Consider the following 16,333-nt stretch of genomic DNA (forward strand, 5'->3'; position numbering starts at 1 on the left):
ATGCCCCCGCTCGACCTCACCGCCGTCCGGCCGCACCCGCTGCTGGGCCGTGACCTGGCCTCGTTCGGCGACCGGACCGCCCTGATCACGGCGGACGAGGAGATCACGTACGCCGACCTCGCCGAGCGGGTCGAGCGGGCCGCGCGCCGCCTCGGTGCGGGCCGCCGGCTGGTGCTGATCGCGGGCACGAACTCCGTCGACGCGGTGGTGGGCTACCTCGGCGCCCTCGCGGCGGGCCACGCCGTGGTGCTGACCCCGGACGACGACACCGCGATCGCGTCGCTGACCTCGGCGTACGACCCGGACGTGGTCTGCCGCCCGCAGCAGGGACAGTGGCGGTGCACCGAGCGCCGCGACGGCTCGGCACACGACCTGCACCCGGACCTGGCGCTGCTGCTCAGCACGTCGGGCTCCACCGGCTCACCGAAGCTGGTCCGGCTGTCCTACGACAACCTGCGCGCCAACGCCGAGTCGATCGCCGGCTACCTGGGCATCCGGCCCACGGACCGGGCTGCCACCACCCTGCCGCTGCACTACTGCTACGGCCTGTCCGTGCTGCACAGCCACCTGGTGCGCGGCGCCGGTCTCATCCTGACCGGCCTGTCCGTGGCGGACACCTGCTTCTGGGAGCTGTTCCGCCGGGCCCGCGGTACCAGCCTGGCCGGGGTGCCGTACACCTTCAGCCTGCTGGAGCGCGTCGGCTTCGCCGACATGGACCTGCCGGGCCTGCGGTATCTCACCCAGGCGGGCGGACGGATGGCCCCGGAGCAGGTCCGGCGCTTCGCCCAGCTCGGACGCCGCCGCGGCTTCGACCTGTTCGTCATGTACGGGCAGACCGAGGCGACCGCGCGCATGGCGTACCTGCCGCCGGACAAGGCGCTGACCAGCCCCGCCGCGATCGGAGTCGCGGTGCCGGGCGGCGCGTTGCGCCTCGCCCCGGTCGACGACCTGCCCGGCGCCGACGTCGGCGAGCTGGTCTACACCGGACCCAACGTGATGCTCGGGTACGCCGAGACCCCCGCCGACCTGGGCCTGGGCCGTACCGTGCAGGAACTGCACACCGGGGACCTGGCGCGGCGCACCGCCGACGGCCTGTTCGAGATCGTCGGGCGGCGCAGCCGCTTCGCGAAGGTGTTCGGGCTGCGCATCGACCTGCAGCGGGTCGAGGCGGGCCTGGAGGCGGACGGGGTGCGGGCGTGCTGCGTGGCCACCGACGAGGCCCTGGTCGTGGCCGTCGAGGAGGCCGGGCGGGTCCGGCAGCTGCCGCGGCTGGTCGCCACGCACTGCGGCCTGCCGACCCGCGCGGTGCGGGTGCTGAGACTGCCCGCACTGCCGCGCCTGGCCTCGGGCAAGGTGGACGTCCCCGCGGTCGCGACGCTGGCGACCGCTTCCGGCCCGGCGGCCCGCCCCGGTGCGACCCCGCCGGTCCACCCGACGGGCCCGGCCCCCGCGACGGCGGCTCCCCCGGCGGACGGGGCACAGCTGCGGGAGCTGTTCGCGGAGATCCTGGACCGGCGCGACATCACAGACGACAGCAGCTTCGTCGGCCTCGGCGGCGACTCCCTGTCCTACGTCGAGATGTCCGTGCGCCTCGAGCAGCTGCTCGGGCCGTTGCCCGCGGACTGGCACACCATGCCGATCCGGCGACTGCGCGACGGCACGCCCCCGGCCGCCGCGCGGCGCGGGCGCACCCTGGACACCGTCGTGGCACTGCGCGCCGCGGCGATCGTGCTCATCGTGGGCTCACACATCGAGCTGTTCACCGTCCGCGGCGGCGCCCACCTGCTGCTGGCGGTGGCGGGTTTCAACTTCGCCCGCTTTCATCTCACCGACGTCCCGCGACGGCGGCGGCTGCGCCATCTGGGTGCCTCGGTGGCCCGCATCGCGGTGCCGTCGTCGCTGTTCCTGGCGCTGGTGACGCTGATCGACCACCGGTACGGCTGGCAGAACGTGCTGCTGCTCAACGAGGCACTGGGCCCGCGTACCGGCCCGCAACGCAACTACTGGTTCGTCGAGACCCTGGTGTACACCCTGCTGGCGGTGCTGGCCGCGCTGGCGGTGCCGGTGGCGGACCGGTGGGAGCGGCGCGGGCCGTTCGCGGTGCCGCTGGCCCTGCTGGCCGCCGGGCTGGCGGTCCGCTACGGGCTGCTGCCGCTCTCGCCGTGGGACAACCTCGCCACGCCGGTGCTGCTGTTCTGGTTCTTCGCCCTGGGCTGGGCGGCGGGCAAGACCACCGCGTGGTGGCAGCGGCTGCTGCTCACCGCGGTGGCCGTGGTGGCGGTGGTCGGCTACTTCGGCAATCCGCTGCGCGAGGCCGTGATCCTGACCGGTTTCGTGCTGCTGACCTGGCTGCCCCGCCTGCCGAGCGTGGACGCACTGAACCGGGTCGCCGCCCTGCTGGCGGGCAGTTCGCTGTACATCTACCTGATCCACTGGCAGGTCTATCCCCTGCTGCAGCCGCACTCGCGGCTGCTGGCGATGGTGGCGAGCCTGGCCGCGGGCGTGCTGTTCGGCACGCTGGTCGGCTGGACGGCCCGGTGCCTGCCGCACCCGCGGGGGCGGCTGACCGCCTCCCCGGCCGCAACCGCCCTGGTCACCTGAGGTTAGGCTCTGCTAACTTCGGCCCCGGAAACGCCGTTCCGAGAAGGAGAACCCCGTGCCTCGTCGTGCAAGTTCCGCCCTGGCGACCGCGCTGTGCGCCACGCTGCTCACCGGCGTAGCCGCTTGCGGCGGGGACCCCGCGAGCGAGCCCGGCGACAAGACGATCATGCTCTACAGCGGCCGGAACGAGACGCTGGTCAAGCCGCTGTTCGAGAAGTTCACCCAGGCCACCGGCATCAAGATCAAGGCCCGGTACGGCACGACCGCACAGATGGCGGCGCAGCTGGCGGAGGAGGGCGAGCGCTCCCCCGCCGAGGCGTTCCTGTCCCAGGACGCGGGCGCGCTCGGCGCGGTGAACAAGAAGGGCCTGCTGGCCGGGCTGCCCGCCGAGGTCAGCGCGAAGGTACCCGCGACGTACCGGGCCAAGGACGGCAACTGGGTCGGCGTCACCGCGCGCTCGCGGGTCCTGGTCTACAACCCGCGCCTGATCGCCAAGGAGCAGCTGCCGAAGTCCGTCTTCGACCTGGCCGACCCGCGCTGGGCCGGCAAGATCGCGATCGCCCCCACGAACGCCTCCTTCCAGACCTTCGTCACCGCGGTCCGCGTGCAGCACGGCGAGCAGAAGGCGAAGGAGTTCTTCACCGCGCTCAAGACCAACAACGCGCAGATCCGCGAGAACAACATCGCCATCGTCGAGGACGTCGACGCCGGCAAGGTGCCCGTCGGCCTGGTCAACCACTACTACCTCGGCGAGATCGCCAAGGAGCGCGGCACCACCGCCGAGAAGCTCAACGCGAAGCTGCACTTCTTCGCCGCGGGCGACACCGGGGCCATGGTCAACGTCTCCGGCATCGGGGTGCTGCGCCGCTCCGCCACCGACCCGGACGTCCGCACCCTGCTCGACTACCTGCTCGGGCCGGAGGCGCAGCAGTACTTCGCCCAGCAGACCTTCGAATACCCGCTGGTCAGCGGCGCGCCCGCGCCCTCGTACGTGCCGCCGCTGGCGGAGTTGAAGGTGCCCGCGATCGACCTCAACGACCTGGAGTCGCTGGAGCAGAGCATCGCGCTGATCAAGGAGACGGGGCTGACGCCCTGAGCACCTCGACCCTTCCGCCCACCCACGCCACGGCCACGCCGGCCTGGCGGCGGGCGGCACGGCGGTGGGCGCCGCGCCCGGTGCTGCTGGCCGCGGCGGGACTGGCCCTGCTGGTGGCGCTCCTGCCGCTCGGATACCTGCTGCTGCGCGCCGGTCAGGCCGGGGCGGCCCGGATCGCCGCGGAACTGCTGACCGCCCGCGTCGCCCGGCTGGCCGCGCTCAGCGTGGGGCTGGCCACGGTGGTCACCGCCGCCTGCACCGTGCTCGGGGTCGGCACCGCGTTCCTGGTGACCCGTACCGACCTGCCCGCCGCACGGGTCTTCGCCGTGCTGGCCTCGCTGCCGCTGGCGGTGCCGACGTACATCGCCGCGTTCGCGTGGATGTCCTCGGTGGATGGTTTCGTGGGCTTCTGGGCCAGCGCGCTGGTGCTGACGCTGTGCTGCTCTCCGTACACATTTCTGCCCGTTGCGGCGGCGCTGCACCGCGCGGACCCGGCGCAGGAGGAGGTGGCCCGCTCGCTCGGCCGCCATCCGTGGCGCACCTTCCGCAGCGTGACGCTTCCCCAGCTGCGACCCGCGATCGCCGGCGGAGCGTTGCTGGTGGCCCTGTACGTGCTGTCCGACTTCGGCGCCGTGGCGCTGCTGCGCACCGACACCTTCACCCGGGCCGTGTTCACCGCGTTCGAGCTCGGCTTCGACCGCACCGGCGCGCTGGTGCTGGCGACCGTCCTGGTCGTGCTGACCACGGTCCTGCTGGCGGCCGAGTCCACCACGAGACGACGCGGCGCCCGGTACGCCCCGGTCGGGGCGGGAGCCCGCCGCCCGCACACCCGCGTCCCGCTCGGCCGGTGGCGCTGGCCCGCGGCGGCGCTGCTGGCCGGGGTGTCGGCGCTGGCGCTGGGCGTACCCGCGCTGAACCTGTCCCGCCGGCTGGCCGCCGGAGTGTCGCGGCCCGGCTCGCTGGCGGAGATCGCCACCGCCGCGGGCAACTCGCTGACCGTCTCCGCGGCCGGTGCGGTCCTGACGCTGCTGCTGGCGCTGCCGATCGGCCTGCTGGCGGCCCGCGCACCCGGCCCGGTCGCGACCGCGGTCGAGCGGCTCAGCTATCTCACCCACGCCCTGCCCGGGGTCGTCATCGGGCTCTCCCTGGTCTTCTTCGGCGTCCACGTGGCGTATCCGCTGTACCAGACCCGCTGGTTGCTCACCCTGGCGTACGCCGCGCTGTTCCTGCCCCTGGCCGTGGCCGCGGTCGGTGCCGCGGCGGCGCAGGCCCCGCCGGTGCTCGACGACGTCGCGCGCAGCCTGGGACGCTCGCCGCTGCGCGCGTTCACCTCGGTCACCGCTCCCCTGGTCGCTCCGGGGCTGGCCGCCGGCACCGCGCTGGTGTTCCTGACCTGCATGAAGGAACTGCCCGCCACCCTGCTGCTGCGACCCACCGGAATGGACACCCTGGCCACCGAGTTGTGGACGCACACCGGCGTCGCGGCGTACGCGGCCGCCGCCCCGTACGCCGCGCTGCTGGTGGCGCTGTCCGCGATCCCCGCCTGGTTCCTCGCCGCCCGATCCGGCGCGCTCGGCCCACGCAGGTCCGGCGCCCTCAGCCGGAACACCACGACCGCACGCCCGGGAGGAGCCCGATGACCGCCCTCACCGTCACCGCGGCGCGCAAGAGTTACGGCACCGTACCCGCCCTCGCCGACGTGCACCTGGCCGTGCCGACCGGGGCACTGGCCGCCGTGCTCGGGCCCTCCGGCTGCGGCAAGACCACCCTGCTGCGCTGCATCGCGGGCCTCGAACGCCTGGACGCGGGCGAGATCCGGGTGGCCGGTGCGGTGGTCGCGGCGGGGCGCACGCACGTGCCCGCGCACCGGCGTCAGGTGGCCCTGGTGCCGCAGGAGGGTGCGCTGTTCCCGCACCTGTCCGTCGCCGCGAACGTCGCGTACGGGCTGGATCGCACCGCCCGCCGCAACGGCCGGGTCGACGAGGTGCTGGCCCTGGTGGGGCTCGACGGGTACCAGCGCCGGATGCCGCACGAGCTGTCCGGCGGGCAGCAGCAGCGGGTCGCCCTGGCCCGCGCGCTGGCCCCGCGGCCGAGGCTGGTCCTGTTGGACGAGCCGTTCAGCGCCCTGGACGCCGGCCTACGGGCCAGCCTGCGCCAGGACGTCCGGGCCGCGCTGCGCGCCGACGGTGCCACGGCCGTCCTGGTCACCCACGACCAGGGCGAGGCGCTGTCGCTGGCCGACCACGTGGTGGTCATGCGCGACGGGCTGGCCGTGCAGGACGGTCCGCCCGCCGAGGTGTACGCGGCCCCCGCGGACAGCTGGGTCGCCCGTTTCGTCGGCGACGCGATGCTGGTCCCCGGCGTCGTCCGGGAGGGGCGGGCGCACACCGCCCTCGGCGAGGCGCCGCTGCACGGCGAGTCCGGCGCTGACCCGGGCCGCCCCGTGACCGTCCTGCTGCGGCCCGAACAGGTACGCCTGAGCCCGGCCGACACGAGCGCGGCGGGACAGGTCACCGGCCGGGTGCTGCGCCACGACTTCCACGGCCACGACACCCTCACCCTGGTACGCCTCGACGACGGCACGGAACTGCAGTCACGGCACCTCAACGACGGCCCGCCGATCGGCACGGGCACCGAGGTACGGATCACCATCCACGGGGCGGTGCGGGCGTGGCGCTCCGAGGCACTGCCCGCCACCGACTGAGCCGTCCGACCACGGTCAGCCACCCCACGTCGCGCCGGGTGGTGCTGCGGGTCGGCTTCCCCGCGGACGGGGCGGGCTGAGCCTCGTCAGTCCGCGAACCAGACGTACATCTGGTGACCGGCGGCGGTGTGGAACGACACCAGCATGGGAATCATCGCGAGGCCGAGCACGATCAGTGCGGCCCGGGCCCGGCGGCGCAGCGTACGGGTGGTGGCGCCCAGGGCGACCGCCGCGGCGCCCAGCGCGACCAGGACGGGATCGCTGGTCGGGAGGTCCCAGACGATCGACATCGCGAACAGAACGGCACTGAGCAACGCCGCGAACAGTCCGATGAAGGCGATGGCGCCCGGGTGCACGGGCCGGCGCCGGTGGCCCAGCGCGGTCGCCGCGCCACCCACCAGGGCGACGATCGTCAGCAGGAACGGTCCGTACGTCGCCGCGATCGCGCCGAGATGCGGCACCAGCCAGATCGCATCAAGCCAGCCGGGTGTGCCGTCGAGCGGCCACACCGTCTTCGGGTCGATGACGGTCTGCTGGCCGCCGCGCGCTTGCCGGCCGGGGATGTCGAACCCGTAGTAGCGGGCGGGAATCCAGAGCAGCCAGGACAGGATCGGCCAGAGCAGACCCAGCAGCATGACCCGGGCCACGGTGTCGCGAACGCCGGTGGGCAGCGCGACGGGCGCGTCGCCCGCACCGCCGCGGCGGACCAGACGGCGCAGGCTCGGCAGGGTGCGTGCCGCGCCGATCAGGTAGCGCCGGCGGGCCTGCGGCTCGGTGTCCGCCATGGTCAGCAGGTCACCGGTCCACTCGGCGCGCTGCCGCTCGCGGAATCCGGCCGGCAGCAGCGCGGCCAGCAGGCTGACCGCGGCGTGGTCGATGCGGCGCAGGGCGGGCGTGGCGGGCCGCGCCGACGGCATGCTGGTCACCACGCCAGCCGCCCGGTGGCGGCCCGGCTGCTGCGCCGCTGCGCGGCCTTGTCCAGCGCGGCCCGCGCGGCGTCGGCTCCGGCCGCGGTGAGCCGGTAGTAGCGCCGCCGCGGGCGGCCCTCGGCGTGCACGTCGATCTCTTCCGCCCGGCTGGTGAGCCAGCCGACGTTCTCGAACGCGACCAGGATTGGGTAGATGGTGCCCGGCTCGAGTCCGGCCTCCTTGGCGAGCTCGAGGCCGTACCGCTCCGTGTCCAGATCGTTCAGTAGCGCCTGCAGCACGAGCAGGCGCGGCGTGGTCATCCGCAACTCAGCCATGACCGTACTCTATATAGCTATTCCTAGTTCTGCATAGCCCCCTCGGCCCGGCCTCCGGCTCGCCAGGGCGCGTCACGACGACTCGGACCCGGCGGCACCTTCCGCTTCGGGCCGCTGCAGGCGGCTGATCTCGGTGACGATCCGGGCCAGCGAACGGCGCCCGGCACCGTCCAGATGCACCGCTCGCAAGGCGATGTCGCGCACGTCCGCGTCGCGCAGCGCGAGCACGAGCGCGAGCTGCGCGTTGACGTCCTCGACGACCTGATCGTCGAAGAAGTAGGCCACCGGCACGCCGAAGAAGGCCGACAGGGCCTCCAGATGACGCTTGGTGGGGTTGTCGCGCTGACCGGTGCGCAGCTGCCAGACGTACGTCTTGGAGAACGTGCCGGAGGTCAGGGCTTCACATCCCCGGGCGACCTCTTCGTAGCTGTACTCGCGTCCTTTCGGTCGGACGGCCTTGAAAAGGTGGTCGATCCGGTGTGCCAGCGATCCCGTGACCGGCCGACCCCCGCGTTCGCTGTCGTGAACATCCGGCATGGGATGCACCGTACCATCCGCGTTGACAAGCGTGGGTCGTTCGCTATGGTGGATGCCGATCGTTAGCCAGTGTGGACGGACGACGGGGATGTCGTCGGCGCGGTCCCCGCGACCGCGCGCGCCGGCCGGCATCGGCAGCACGGGGGTGCCCGATGCCGGCCGCTCCCTGCCGCGCGATGTGCCGCGCCCCTGTTTCGCCGTGCCCGCACCATCTGTATAGTGATGAATCGATGTGGCCGACTCCTTCCCCCGTGGGAGCCGGCCACATCACCTTCTCACCGCCGGCGCGCGTCCACTCCGATGGGGCACACCGCATGGTCCTGGCAGCTCGACAGTGGAAGGCCGCCTGGCGGTTCCGCGTCCTGCGCCGACGCTGCGCCGCACGCCTTGCGGATCTCGAGCTCACTCCCGCCACCACCATGGCCGCCCTGTGCCAGCAGCTCGGCCGCCGACGCGACCGGCCGATCCGGCTGATCCCCCTGCCCCTGCCCGAGGCGGGCCCGTGCGGCATCTGGCTGTCGCTGCCGGAGGTCGACCTCATCGCCTACGAGGCCGGCACGAACCGGATGCACCAGGACCACATCATCGCGCACGAACTCGCGCACCTGATCTGCGGGCACTCCACGGTGGACACCGGCCGCGGGCCGGACACCCGGGCGCTGTTCCCCGACCTCGACCCCGCCCTGGTCCGCGCCATGCTGCACCGGGCCCACTACCCGGACGAACAGGAGCAGGAGGCCGAGGTCATGGCATCACTGCTGCTGAGCCGGGTGAGCCGGACCCAGCCCGGACACGGCGGCACCAGCGAGCTGACCATCCGACTGGAACAGGCCCTGCTGCCGCCGGTCCGACGAGGACGGCCGCCCGATGCATGACCTCATCTACGGTATCGGCGCCGTGGCGGGCTGGATCGCCTTCGGCTACAAGGCGAACCATCTGCGCCACGACCGGGCCAACCCCGCACTGCGCGCCATGACGGCCGCGTTCGGCTTCGCCGCGGCGGCGTTCACACTCACCGTCGGCCCGGTGTACCAGCCGATCGACGCGGCACTGGGCGTGCCGAACCTCACCAAGCTGCTCATCCACTCCTGCATGGTGCTGTTCAGCATGTTCGCGCTGCAGCTGCTGAGCTACTGGCGGTACCCGGCGCGCCGGGCCCGCCGACGGGCCCGTGGTCACCTGGTGGCCGGGCTGATCATCCTGGCCGCCATGTCCACACTGATCCTGCTGGCCCCGATCCACGACCACTACACGATCGACTTCTGGAAGACCCACGCCGGGCAGACCCTGATGCTGGGGTATCTCGCCATCTTCCTGCTGGCGCTCAGCAGCGGGCTGCTGGCGATCGCCTGGCGGGCCCGGCAGTTCGCCGCGCTCGCCCAGGAACTGCCCTGGCTGCGCCGCGGCCTGCGGATCACCTCCGTCGGCGCCCTTCTCAGCTTCGGCTACTGCGCCTGCCGCGGCGGCTACCTCGTGCTGCTCGGCGCCGGCGTGCACGCCGACCCGCTGGTCGACATCGCCGAGCCGTTCGCCACCGCCGGGCTCATCGTGTTCCTCACGGGCCTCACCATGCCGAGCTGGGGCCCGCGTACCCGGCTGGACCAGCGGGGCGCCTACCGCGCCCTCGAGCCGCTGTGGTCCGCGCTGCACGCGGCGTTCCCGGAAATCGCGCTGCACGGCTCGCCGCACGGCGACGTCGCCGTGGTCGGCGATCTGGACTACCGGCTGTACCGCCGGATGGTCGAGATCTGGGACGGGCGGCTCGCGCTGCGGCCGTACCTGACGGATCAGCGACCCGAACCGGAACCGGACCTCGCCCGGCGCGCGGAGGCCGAGGCCCGGGCGATCCGGGAGGGGCTGCGCAATCACAGCGAGGGCCGGACGGTCGCCGTACCGGCCGGCGAACAGCGGCGCGAAGGGCGCGGGCACGAACTCGCCTGGCTCGTCGCGGTGAGCAGGTCGTTCGCCCGCGCCACCGACACCAGGGAACTGGATCATGCCTGAGTCTCCGCCCGCCCGCCCCACGGTCTCAGCCGGCGCGGTGTTCTTCGACGACGACGAACGCGTACTGCTCGTCGATCCCACGTACAAGCCGTTCTGGAACCTGCCGGGCGGCGGGGTCGATGCCGGCGAGACCCCGCGGGCGGCCTGCCTGCGGGAGATCCGGGAGGAGCTGGGGCTGACCGTGCCGGTCGGTCCCTTGCTGGTATCGGCGTGGAGCCCGGCCGGCGCGGACGGCAAACTCTACTTCGTCTTCGACGGTGGTGTGCTCACCGCACGGCAGCGCGACGCCATCGTGCTGAACCCCGGGGAACTCACCCGGCACGCCTTCGTCCACGCCGACGAGGCGGAACAGATGCTGTCGGTGGCGCAGCGCGCGCTGATGGCCGAGGTGCTGGCGGCCCGCACCGACGGCCATACCAGATACGTCGAGCTGGCCGACGCGATGCACGCCCGATGAGCCGGGCGGCCGACCGCGAACGGATGAACGGTCCCGTGTCCCACCCGCCAGGCTCCCCACCCGGTGCGAGCATGTGCGAGGTCCACGGGGGGAGAGTCCTGCGCATGCTGTCGAACACCGCTCGGCCCATCGTCGAGGCGACCCTGCCGGTGGTGGGGGCGAACATCGGCACCATCACCGAACGGTTCTACGGGCACCTGTTCACCGAACACCCCGAGTTGCTCGACGGCACCTTCAACCGCGGCAATCAGGCCGCCGGCACCCAGCAGCAGGCGCTCGCGGGCTCGGTGGCCGCGTTCGCCAGCGCGCTGGTCACCAGCCCGGACCGCCCGCCGGAGCGGCTGCTGTCCCGGATCGCGCACAAGCACGCCTCGCTCGGCGTCCAGCCCGAGCAGTACAAGGTGGTGCACGACCATCTGATGTGGGCCATCGGTGACGTGCTCGGTGACGCCGTCACCCCCGCCGTGGCGGCCGCGTGGGACGAGGTGTACTGGCTCATGGCCAACGCCCTGATCAACGCGGAGCGCGACCTCTACAGCGCCCGCGGCGTACAGCCCGAGACCACCTGGCGCCGCTGGCGGGTCGAGGACAAGATCGCCGAGACGGCCGACGTGGACACGTTCGTCGTCACGCCGGTCGACGGGCTCGCGGCCCCCGCCTCGCTGCCCGGCCAGTACGTCACGGTCCTGGTCACGATGCCGGACGGGGTACGCCAGCCCCGCCAGTACAGCCTCACCCGCACCGACGACGGCCGGAACTGCCAGTTCTCGGTCAAATGGGTGCACGGCGACGGGATGCCCGACGGGGAGGTGTCCAGCCTGCTGCACCACACGATCGCCGTGGGTGACGAGCTGACCATGTCCCCGCCGTACGGTGATGTCGTGCTCGGCGACACCACCCGCCCCGTGGTCTGCGCGAGTGCCGGGATCGGCATCACGCCGATGGCGGGGATCCTGTCGCATCTGGCCGCCGCGGGCTCCACCACCCGGGTGATGCTGCTGCATGCCGACCTCGACGAGCGCTCGTTCGCCCTACGCCGGCAGGTCGTCGGTGACATCGCGGCGTTGCCCGGTTCCTCGGTCCACGTCTGGTACGAACGCGGCGCCGAGACCGAGCTGCCCCTGACCGACGTCTTCGCCGGCACGATGGACCTGTCGCGGGTGCCGCTGCCCGACGGCGCGGTGTGCTATCTGTGCGGTCCGCTGCCGTTCATGCAGGCGATCCGCAGCTCGCTCATCGAGCGGGGCGTCGCCGCCCACGACATCCGGTACGAGATCTTCGGCCCCGACCTGTGGCTGGCCCACGGCGGCTGAGCAGCCGCGCACGATGGGTACCGATACTGTCACGCATGGTGGGTGGCCGCCCGGGTAGTCGATCAAGCTGACCGTTCGGATCTACGCCGGTGTGCGGGCGGCTGCTGTACTTCTGCGCATGGCGGAGATGATCATCGAGCGCGGCGTGCTGTTCCGCACCCGGCGCTGGTCGACCGCCCTCGTCGTCCTTCCGATCCTGACCACGGCGGTGGCCCTGGTGGGGACCGCATTCGGCGCGCTGCTCGGCGCGGTGCCCGCCCCGGACTGGGGTCTGCTGATCGTGCTGGCGTTCCCCACGTGCTGCGGCATCGTCGGCACACTCGCGCGGTGGCGGCACCGGCCCGTGTGGGTCCGGGTCTGCGACGCCGGCATCGAACTGACCCAGGGCGGGGTGCCCATCTTCGTCGCCTGGACCAACGTGGCGAGCGCCGTCGTCCGTCACCGGGGCCTGTTCGCGGTCCTCGACGTCGTCCCGGTCTCGCTGCAGCAGGTGACCACGACCGCGCCGCACGGGGACGCCCCGCCGGTGCAGCAACTGCCGCGCGGCGCGGGTTTCCGCATCGACGTCGGCGAGCTGTTCCCGGGACCGCGGACGCTGCGGCAGGTGCTGTCCGAGTACCACCACCGCGGCTGAGGACAGCGGCCGGCTACCGAATCTTCAGGAGCTCTCGCGCGGACGCGGCGCCGGTTGATCGGCCAACGCCGTCAGTTCCCGGCTGGCCTCCCGCTCGACCAGCAGCGGCACGAAGTCGCGGATCGGCGCGGACGCGTACCGCTGGTGCACCGCGTTGACCCGCTCGGTCACCACCGTGTCCCCCACCGCCGGGAAACGGTGTTGCAGCACGTTGACGATCTGCCGTAGCGCCTGACGCTCCGCGTCCTCAGCCTCCGCACCCACGTCGCGATTCAAACCCACGCCGGACGCGGCCAGCAAGGCCGGCTGCTCGATACGGAAAGCCGGTCCCTCGATCAGGGTCGCCGGTTCGACCACCCGCGGCGGATGACGCCCGCGGCCCGCTCCTTTGGTGGAATGCGGCACAGGACACGCCATCCGGAGCGAGGATCACCACCATGGCGCTTTCCCGGCGGCTCGCTGCGGAGTTCATCGGCACCTTTCTGGCTGGTGCTGGGCGGATGCAGCAGCGCCGTGCTCACGGCAACGTTCCCGCGGGTGGGCATCGGCATCCTCGGGGTCGCGTTCGCGTTCGGGCTCACGGTGCTGACCATGGCGTACTCCTTCGGCCACATCTCCGGCGGCCACTTCAACCCGGCGGTCACCCTCGGCCTGTGGCTGGGCCGCCGTGCCCCGGGGCGCGACGTGCTGCCGTACGCGGTCACCCAGGTGGTGGCGGCCGTGGCCGCCGCCGGTGTGCTCTACGGCATCGCCTCGGGCACCACGGGTTTCACCACCGACGACGGGTTCGCCGCCAACGGGTACGGCGCCCACTCCCCGGGCGGGTACACCCTGTGGCTGTTCTGGATCGCCCCGCTGGCGGGGGCCGCGCTCGCCGGAGCGGGGTACCGGTTCGTCGTCGGCGACACCGGGCGCGAACCGGTCGCCGAGGAAGCCCAGGACACCGCCGCAGCCGAACGGTCCGCCGGAGACCGCGCCGCGCCCGGATAGGGCCGCGCCGGATAGGAGAGAGATGACCCTCCACCTCGAACCCGATGCTCCCGCCGCGGGCGGCAACGGCTGGCATGCGATGCCGGTCGCCGACGTCGCGCAGACGCTCGGCGTCGATGTCGAGCAGGGCCTGCCCGCCGCCCAGGTGACCGACCGCCAGGCCAGGTACGGGCCCAACGCGCTGCGCTCCGCCCCGCCCCCACCGTGGTGGCGGCTGCTGCTGGCCCAGTTCACCGACGGCCTGATCCTGGTCCTGCTGGGCGCGGCGGTGTTGTCGCTGGCGATCGGCGAGATCGAGGAGGCGGCGTTCATCGCCGTGCTGCTGGTCTTCAACGGCCTACTCGGCTTCTGGCAGGAACGGCAGGCCCAGCAGTCGCTGGCCGCGATCCAGGCGCTGGTCGTGCCGCAGGCCCGGGTCCGCCGCGACGGGGCGGTGCAGCAGATCCCCGCCGATGAGCTGGTACCGGGCGATGTGGTGCTGCTGGAGGCCGGTGACACCGTGCCCGCCGACGGGCGGCTGGCGGGCGCCTTCCGGCTCGCGGTCGCCGAGGCCGCACTGACCGGCGAGGCGGTACCGGTGGACAAGGGGACCGCCCCGGTCGCGCAGGACACCGCGCTGGGCGACCGGACCGACATGGCGTTCACCCACACCGCGGTCACGGCGGGCCGGGCGGAGGAGATCGTCACCGCGACCGGAATGGACACGGAGATCGGCAAGCTGGCCGCGCTCATGTCCGAGGTCGAACCCGCGCCGACGCCGCTGCAACGCCAGACCGCCCAGCTCGGCCACCGGCTGGCACTGATCGCGGGTGTCGCGGTGCTGGTGCTGCTGCTGATCGGGCTCGCCCAGGGGGTGGCATGGCACGAGCTGGTGGTCAGCTCGATCGCCCTGGCGGTCGCCGCGATCCCGGAGGCCCTGCCCGCGACCGTGACGGTGACGCTGGCGGTGGGCATGAGCCGCCTGGCTAAACGGCGGGCCGTGGTCAAGCGGCTGCACGCGGTGGAGACCCTGGGGTCCACGTCGGTCATCTGCAGTGACAAGACCGGCACGCTCACCCTCAACCAGATGACCGCCCGCACCCTGGTGCACGGCGGCCAGGAGCTGACCGTCGAGGGCCAGGGGTACGCCAGCGAGGGGCGCATCACCACCGCCGGGTTCGACGATCCCGTGCCCGACCTGCGCCAGCTCGCGGCGGTCGTCGTGCTGTGCAACGACGCGGTGCTCCGCGACGGCGCGTGCATCGGCGACCCGACCGAAGGGGCCCTCGTGGTGCTCGGCGGCAAGGGCGGGGTGGATGTGGACCGTACCCGGCAGCGCTTCCCCCGCGTCGGCGAGGTGCCGTTCGACTCGGCGACCAAGTACATGGCGACCTTCCATGAGGACCGCTCCGGGGAGCATGCGGGGCTCATGCTGGTGTGCGTCAAGGGCGCGGTGGAGAGCGTGCTGGAACGCGTCGACCGCGTCGTGGACCGCACGGGCGCGCCCGCCCCGCTGGACGACGCCGGCCGCGAGGCGGTCCGCGCCGCGGCGGACCGGCTCGCCGCCGGAGGTCAGCGGGTGCTCGCGGCGGCGGGCGGCTGGATGCCGCGCGCCGGAGCCGACCTGGAGGGCGACCCCGAACGCGCGGCGACCGGCCTGACCCTGCTGGCGCTGATCGGCATCGTCGACCCGCCCCGTACCGAGGCCCGGGAGGCGATCGCCGCGGCGCACGGCTCCGGCATCGCGATCAAGATGATCACCGGCGACCACCCGACGACCGCGCACGCCATCGCCGAGGCGCTGGGCATCCCCGGCGAGGTCGTCCGGGGCTCCGATCTGGAGGACATGGACGACCGGCAGCTGGCCGCCCGGGTTCGCGAGATCGGGGTGTTCGCCCGGGTGGCGCCCGAGCACAAGCTGCGCATCGTCCGGGCGTTGCAGTCGCACGACCTGGTCGTCTCCATGACCGGCGACGGCGTCAACGACGCGCCCGCGCTGGAGCAGGCGGACATCGGCGTGGCGATGGGGATCACCGGCACGGAGGTCACCAAGGAAGCCGCCGACATGATCCTGCTCGACGACAACTTCACCACGATCGTCTCGGCGGTCCGTGAGGGACGCACGATCTACGAGAACATCGTGAAGTTCGTCCGCTTCCAGCTGTCGACCAACCTCAGCGCCATCCTGACGGTGCTGTCCGCGATGGTGTTCGGCATGGCCGCTCCGTTCACGACGATCCAGATCCTGTGGGTGAACCTCATCTGCGACGGCCCGCCCGCCCTGGCGCTCGGCGTCGACCGGCCCCGCCCACAGGCCATGGCGGAGCCGCCCCGGCCGAAACGCACCCAGATCCTCCCCCGCCAGCGCCTGCAGGTCCTGGTGTGGCTGGCCGCGATCATGGGCGCCTGCACCCTCGGGGTGATCGGCTGGGCCGGGCAGGCGTACGACGCCGCCACCGCGGCGACGATGGGCTGGACGACGTTCGTACTGGCCCAGCTGTTCAACGTGTTCAACGCGCGGGCGGAGCACGGTTCCGCGTTCGGCGCGGGCTTCTTCTCCAACCGCTACCTCTGGCTGTCCGTGATCGCGGTCGCGGTCGCCCAGCTCGCCATCGTCAAGGTGGAGTGGATGCAGCACTTCTTCGACGCGTCGCACCTGAGCGCCGCGCAGTTCCTCGTATGCGTTGCGGCGGGCTCGCTGGTGCTGTGGCTGGAGGAACTGCGCAAGCTGGTCCTGCGCCGCCGCTCGTGACGAGCGCCTCGTCCACGGTGGAC

15 protein-coding genes are annotated in these 16,333 nt (G+C 72.8%); 11 read left to right on the forward strand and 4 right to left on the reverse strand.

Features of this window, described 5'->3' with window-relative positions:
* From ACMCNO_RS18915 to ACMCNO_RS18930, 4 genes are all read left to right on the forward strand, one after another.
* On the forward strand, positions 1 to 2,601 hold the full coding sequence (locus ACMCNO_RS18915; protein ID WP_412750769.1) for an AMP-binding protein: 2,601 nt from the start codon (positions 1 to 3) through the stop codon (positions 2,599 to 2,601).
* A 55-nt stretch (positions 2,602 to 2,656) separates the two neighbouring features.
* A complete protein-coding gene (locus ACMCNO_RS18920) occupies positions 2,657 to 3,697 on the forward strand; it encodes an iron ABC transporter substrate-binding protein (RefSeq protein WP_412750770.1) in 1,041 nt (346 codons plus the stop codon).
* Between the two features lie 80 nt (positions 3,698 to 3,777).
* Complete coding sequence (locus ACMCNO_RS18925) at positions 3,778 to 5,337, forward strand: ABC transporter permease (RefSeq protein WP_412750771.1); 1,560 nt, start codon at positions 3,778 to 3,780, stop codon at positions 5,335 to 5,337.
* Positions 5,334 to 6,401 carry an ABC transporter ATP-binding protein gene (locus ACMCNO_RS18930; RefSeq protein WP_412750772.1) on the forward strand — a complete coding sequence of 356 codons (1,068 nt, stop codon included), beginning with the start codon at positions 5,334 to 5,336 and terminating at the stop codon, positions 6,399 to 6,401. Before ACMCNO_RS18925 ends, ACMCNO_RS18930 begins: the two co-directional genes overlap by 4 nt.
* Positions 6,402 to 6,487: 86 nt before the next feature.
* Here the strand turns inward: ACMCNO_RS18930 and ACMCNO_RS18935 are convergent, their stop codons facing one another.
* From ACMCNO_RS18935 to ACMCNO_RS18945, 3 genes are all read right to left on the reverse strand, one after another.
* On the reverse strand, positions 6,488 to 7,318 hold the full coding sequence (locus ACMCNO_RS18935) for a hypothetical protein (protein WP_412750773.1): 831 nt from the start codon (positions 7,316 to 7,318) through the stop codon (positions 6,488 to 6,490).
* Positions 7,319 to 7,323: 5 nt separating this feature from the next.
* Complete coding sequence (locus ACMCNO_RS18940; RefSeq protein WP_412750774.1) at positions 7,324 to 7,644, reverse strand: PadR family transcriptional regulator; 321 nt, start codon at positions 7,642 to 7,644, stop codon at positions 7,324 to 7,326.
* Positions 7,645 to 7,716: 72 nt separating this feature from the next.
* Positions 7,717 to 8,322 carry a hypothetical protein gene (locus ACMCNO_RS18945; RefSeq protein ID WP_412750775.1) on the reverse strand — a complete coding sequence of 202 codons (606 nt, stop codon included), beginning with the start codon at positions 8,320 to 8,322 and terminating at the stop codon, positions 7,717 to 7,719.
* Between the two features lie 173 nt (positions 8,323 to 8,495).
* Between ACMCNO_RS18945 and ACMCNO_RS18950 the strand changes: the two genes are divergently transcribed.
* The 5 genes from ACMCNO_RS18950 to ACMCNO_RS18970 all read left to right on the forward strand — a co-directional run bounded on the left by ACMCNO_RS18950 (position 8,496) and on the right by ACMCNO_RS18970 (position 12,589).
* Positions 8,496 to 9,056, forward strand: coding sequence for a hypothetical protein (locus ACMCNO_RS18950; protein WP_412750776.1), 561 nt, complete (start codon positions 8,496 to 8,498; stop codon positions 9,054 to 9,056).
* Positions 9,049 to 10,185 (forward strand): MAB_1171c family putative transporter, encoded by a 1,137-nt coding sequence (locus ACMCNO_RS18955; protein ID WP_412750777.1) that lies wholly within the window; start codon positions 9,049 to 9,051, stop codon positions 10,183 to 10,185. Before ACMCNO_RS18950 ends, ACMCNO_RS18955 begins: the two co-directional genes overlap by 8 nt.
* Positions 10,178 to 10,642, forward strand: a complete 465-nt coding sequence (locus tag ACMCNO_RS18960) for an NUDIX domain-containing protein (RefSeq protein ID WP_412750778.1) — start codon at positions 10,178 to 10,180, stop codon at positions 10,640 to 10,642. Before ACMCNO_RS18955 ends, ACMCNO_RS18960 begins: the two co-directional genes overlap by 8 nt.
* A 104-nt stretch (positions 10,643 to 10,746) precedes the next feature.
* A complete protein-coding gene (locus tag ACMCNO_RS18965; RefSeq protein WP_412750779.1) occupies positions 10,747 to 11,955 on the forward strand; it encodes a globin domain-containing protein in 1,209 nt (402 codons plus the stop codon).
* A gap of 118 nt (positions 11,956 to 12,073) precedes the next feature.
* Positions 12,074 to 12,589: a hypothetical protein gene (locus ACMCNO_RS18970; RefSeq protein ID WP_412750780.1), complete on the forward strand. Its 516-nt coding sequence runs from the start codon at positions 12,074 to 12,076 to the stop codon at positions 12,587 to 12,589.
* Positions 12,590 to 12,613: 24 nt separating this feature from the next.
* Here the strand turns inward: ACMCNO_RS18970 and ACMCNO_RS18975 are convergent, their stop codons facing one another.
* Positions 12,614 to 12,853, reverse strand: coding sequence for a three-helix bundle dimerization domain-containing protein (locus ACMCNO_RS18975; RefSeq protein ID WP_412750781.1), 240 nt, complete (start codon positions 12,851 to 12,853; stop codon positions 12,614 to 12,616).
* A 249-nt stretch (positions 12,854 to 13,102) separates the two neighbouring features.
* On the opposite strand from ACMCNO_RS18975, the gene ACMCNO_RS18980 reads away from it, so the two are divergent.
* Together ACMCNO_RS18980 and ACMCNO_RS18985 are read left to right on the forward strand one after the other, a co-directional pair.
* Positions 13,103 to 13,579, forward strand: coding sequence for an aquaporin (locus ACMCNO_RS18980; protein WP_412750782.1), 477 nt, complete (start codon positions 13,103 to 13,105; stop codon positions 13,577 to 13,579).
* A 22-nt stretch (positions 13,580 to 13,601) separates the two neighbouring features.
* A complete protein-coding gene (locus ACMCNO_RS18985) occupies positions 13,602 to 16,310 on the forward strand; it encodes a cation-translocating P-type ATPase (protein WP_412750783.1) in 2,709 nt (902 codons plus the stop codon).
* Positions 16,311 to 16,333: the final 23 nt, after the last annotated feature.

The sequence above is a fragment of the Krasilnikovia sp. M28-CT-15 genome (assembly GCF_047159595.1).
GTDB lineage: Bacteria > Actinomycetota > Actinomycetes > Mycobacteriales > Micromonosporaceae > Actinoplanes.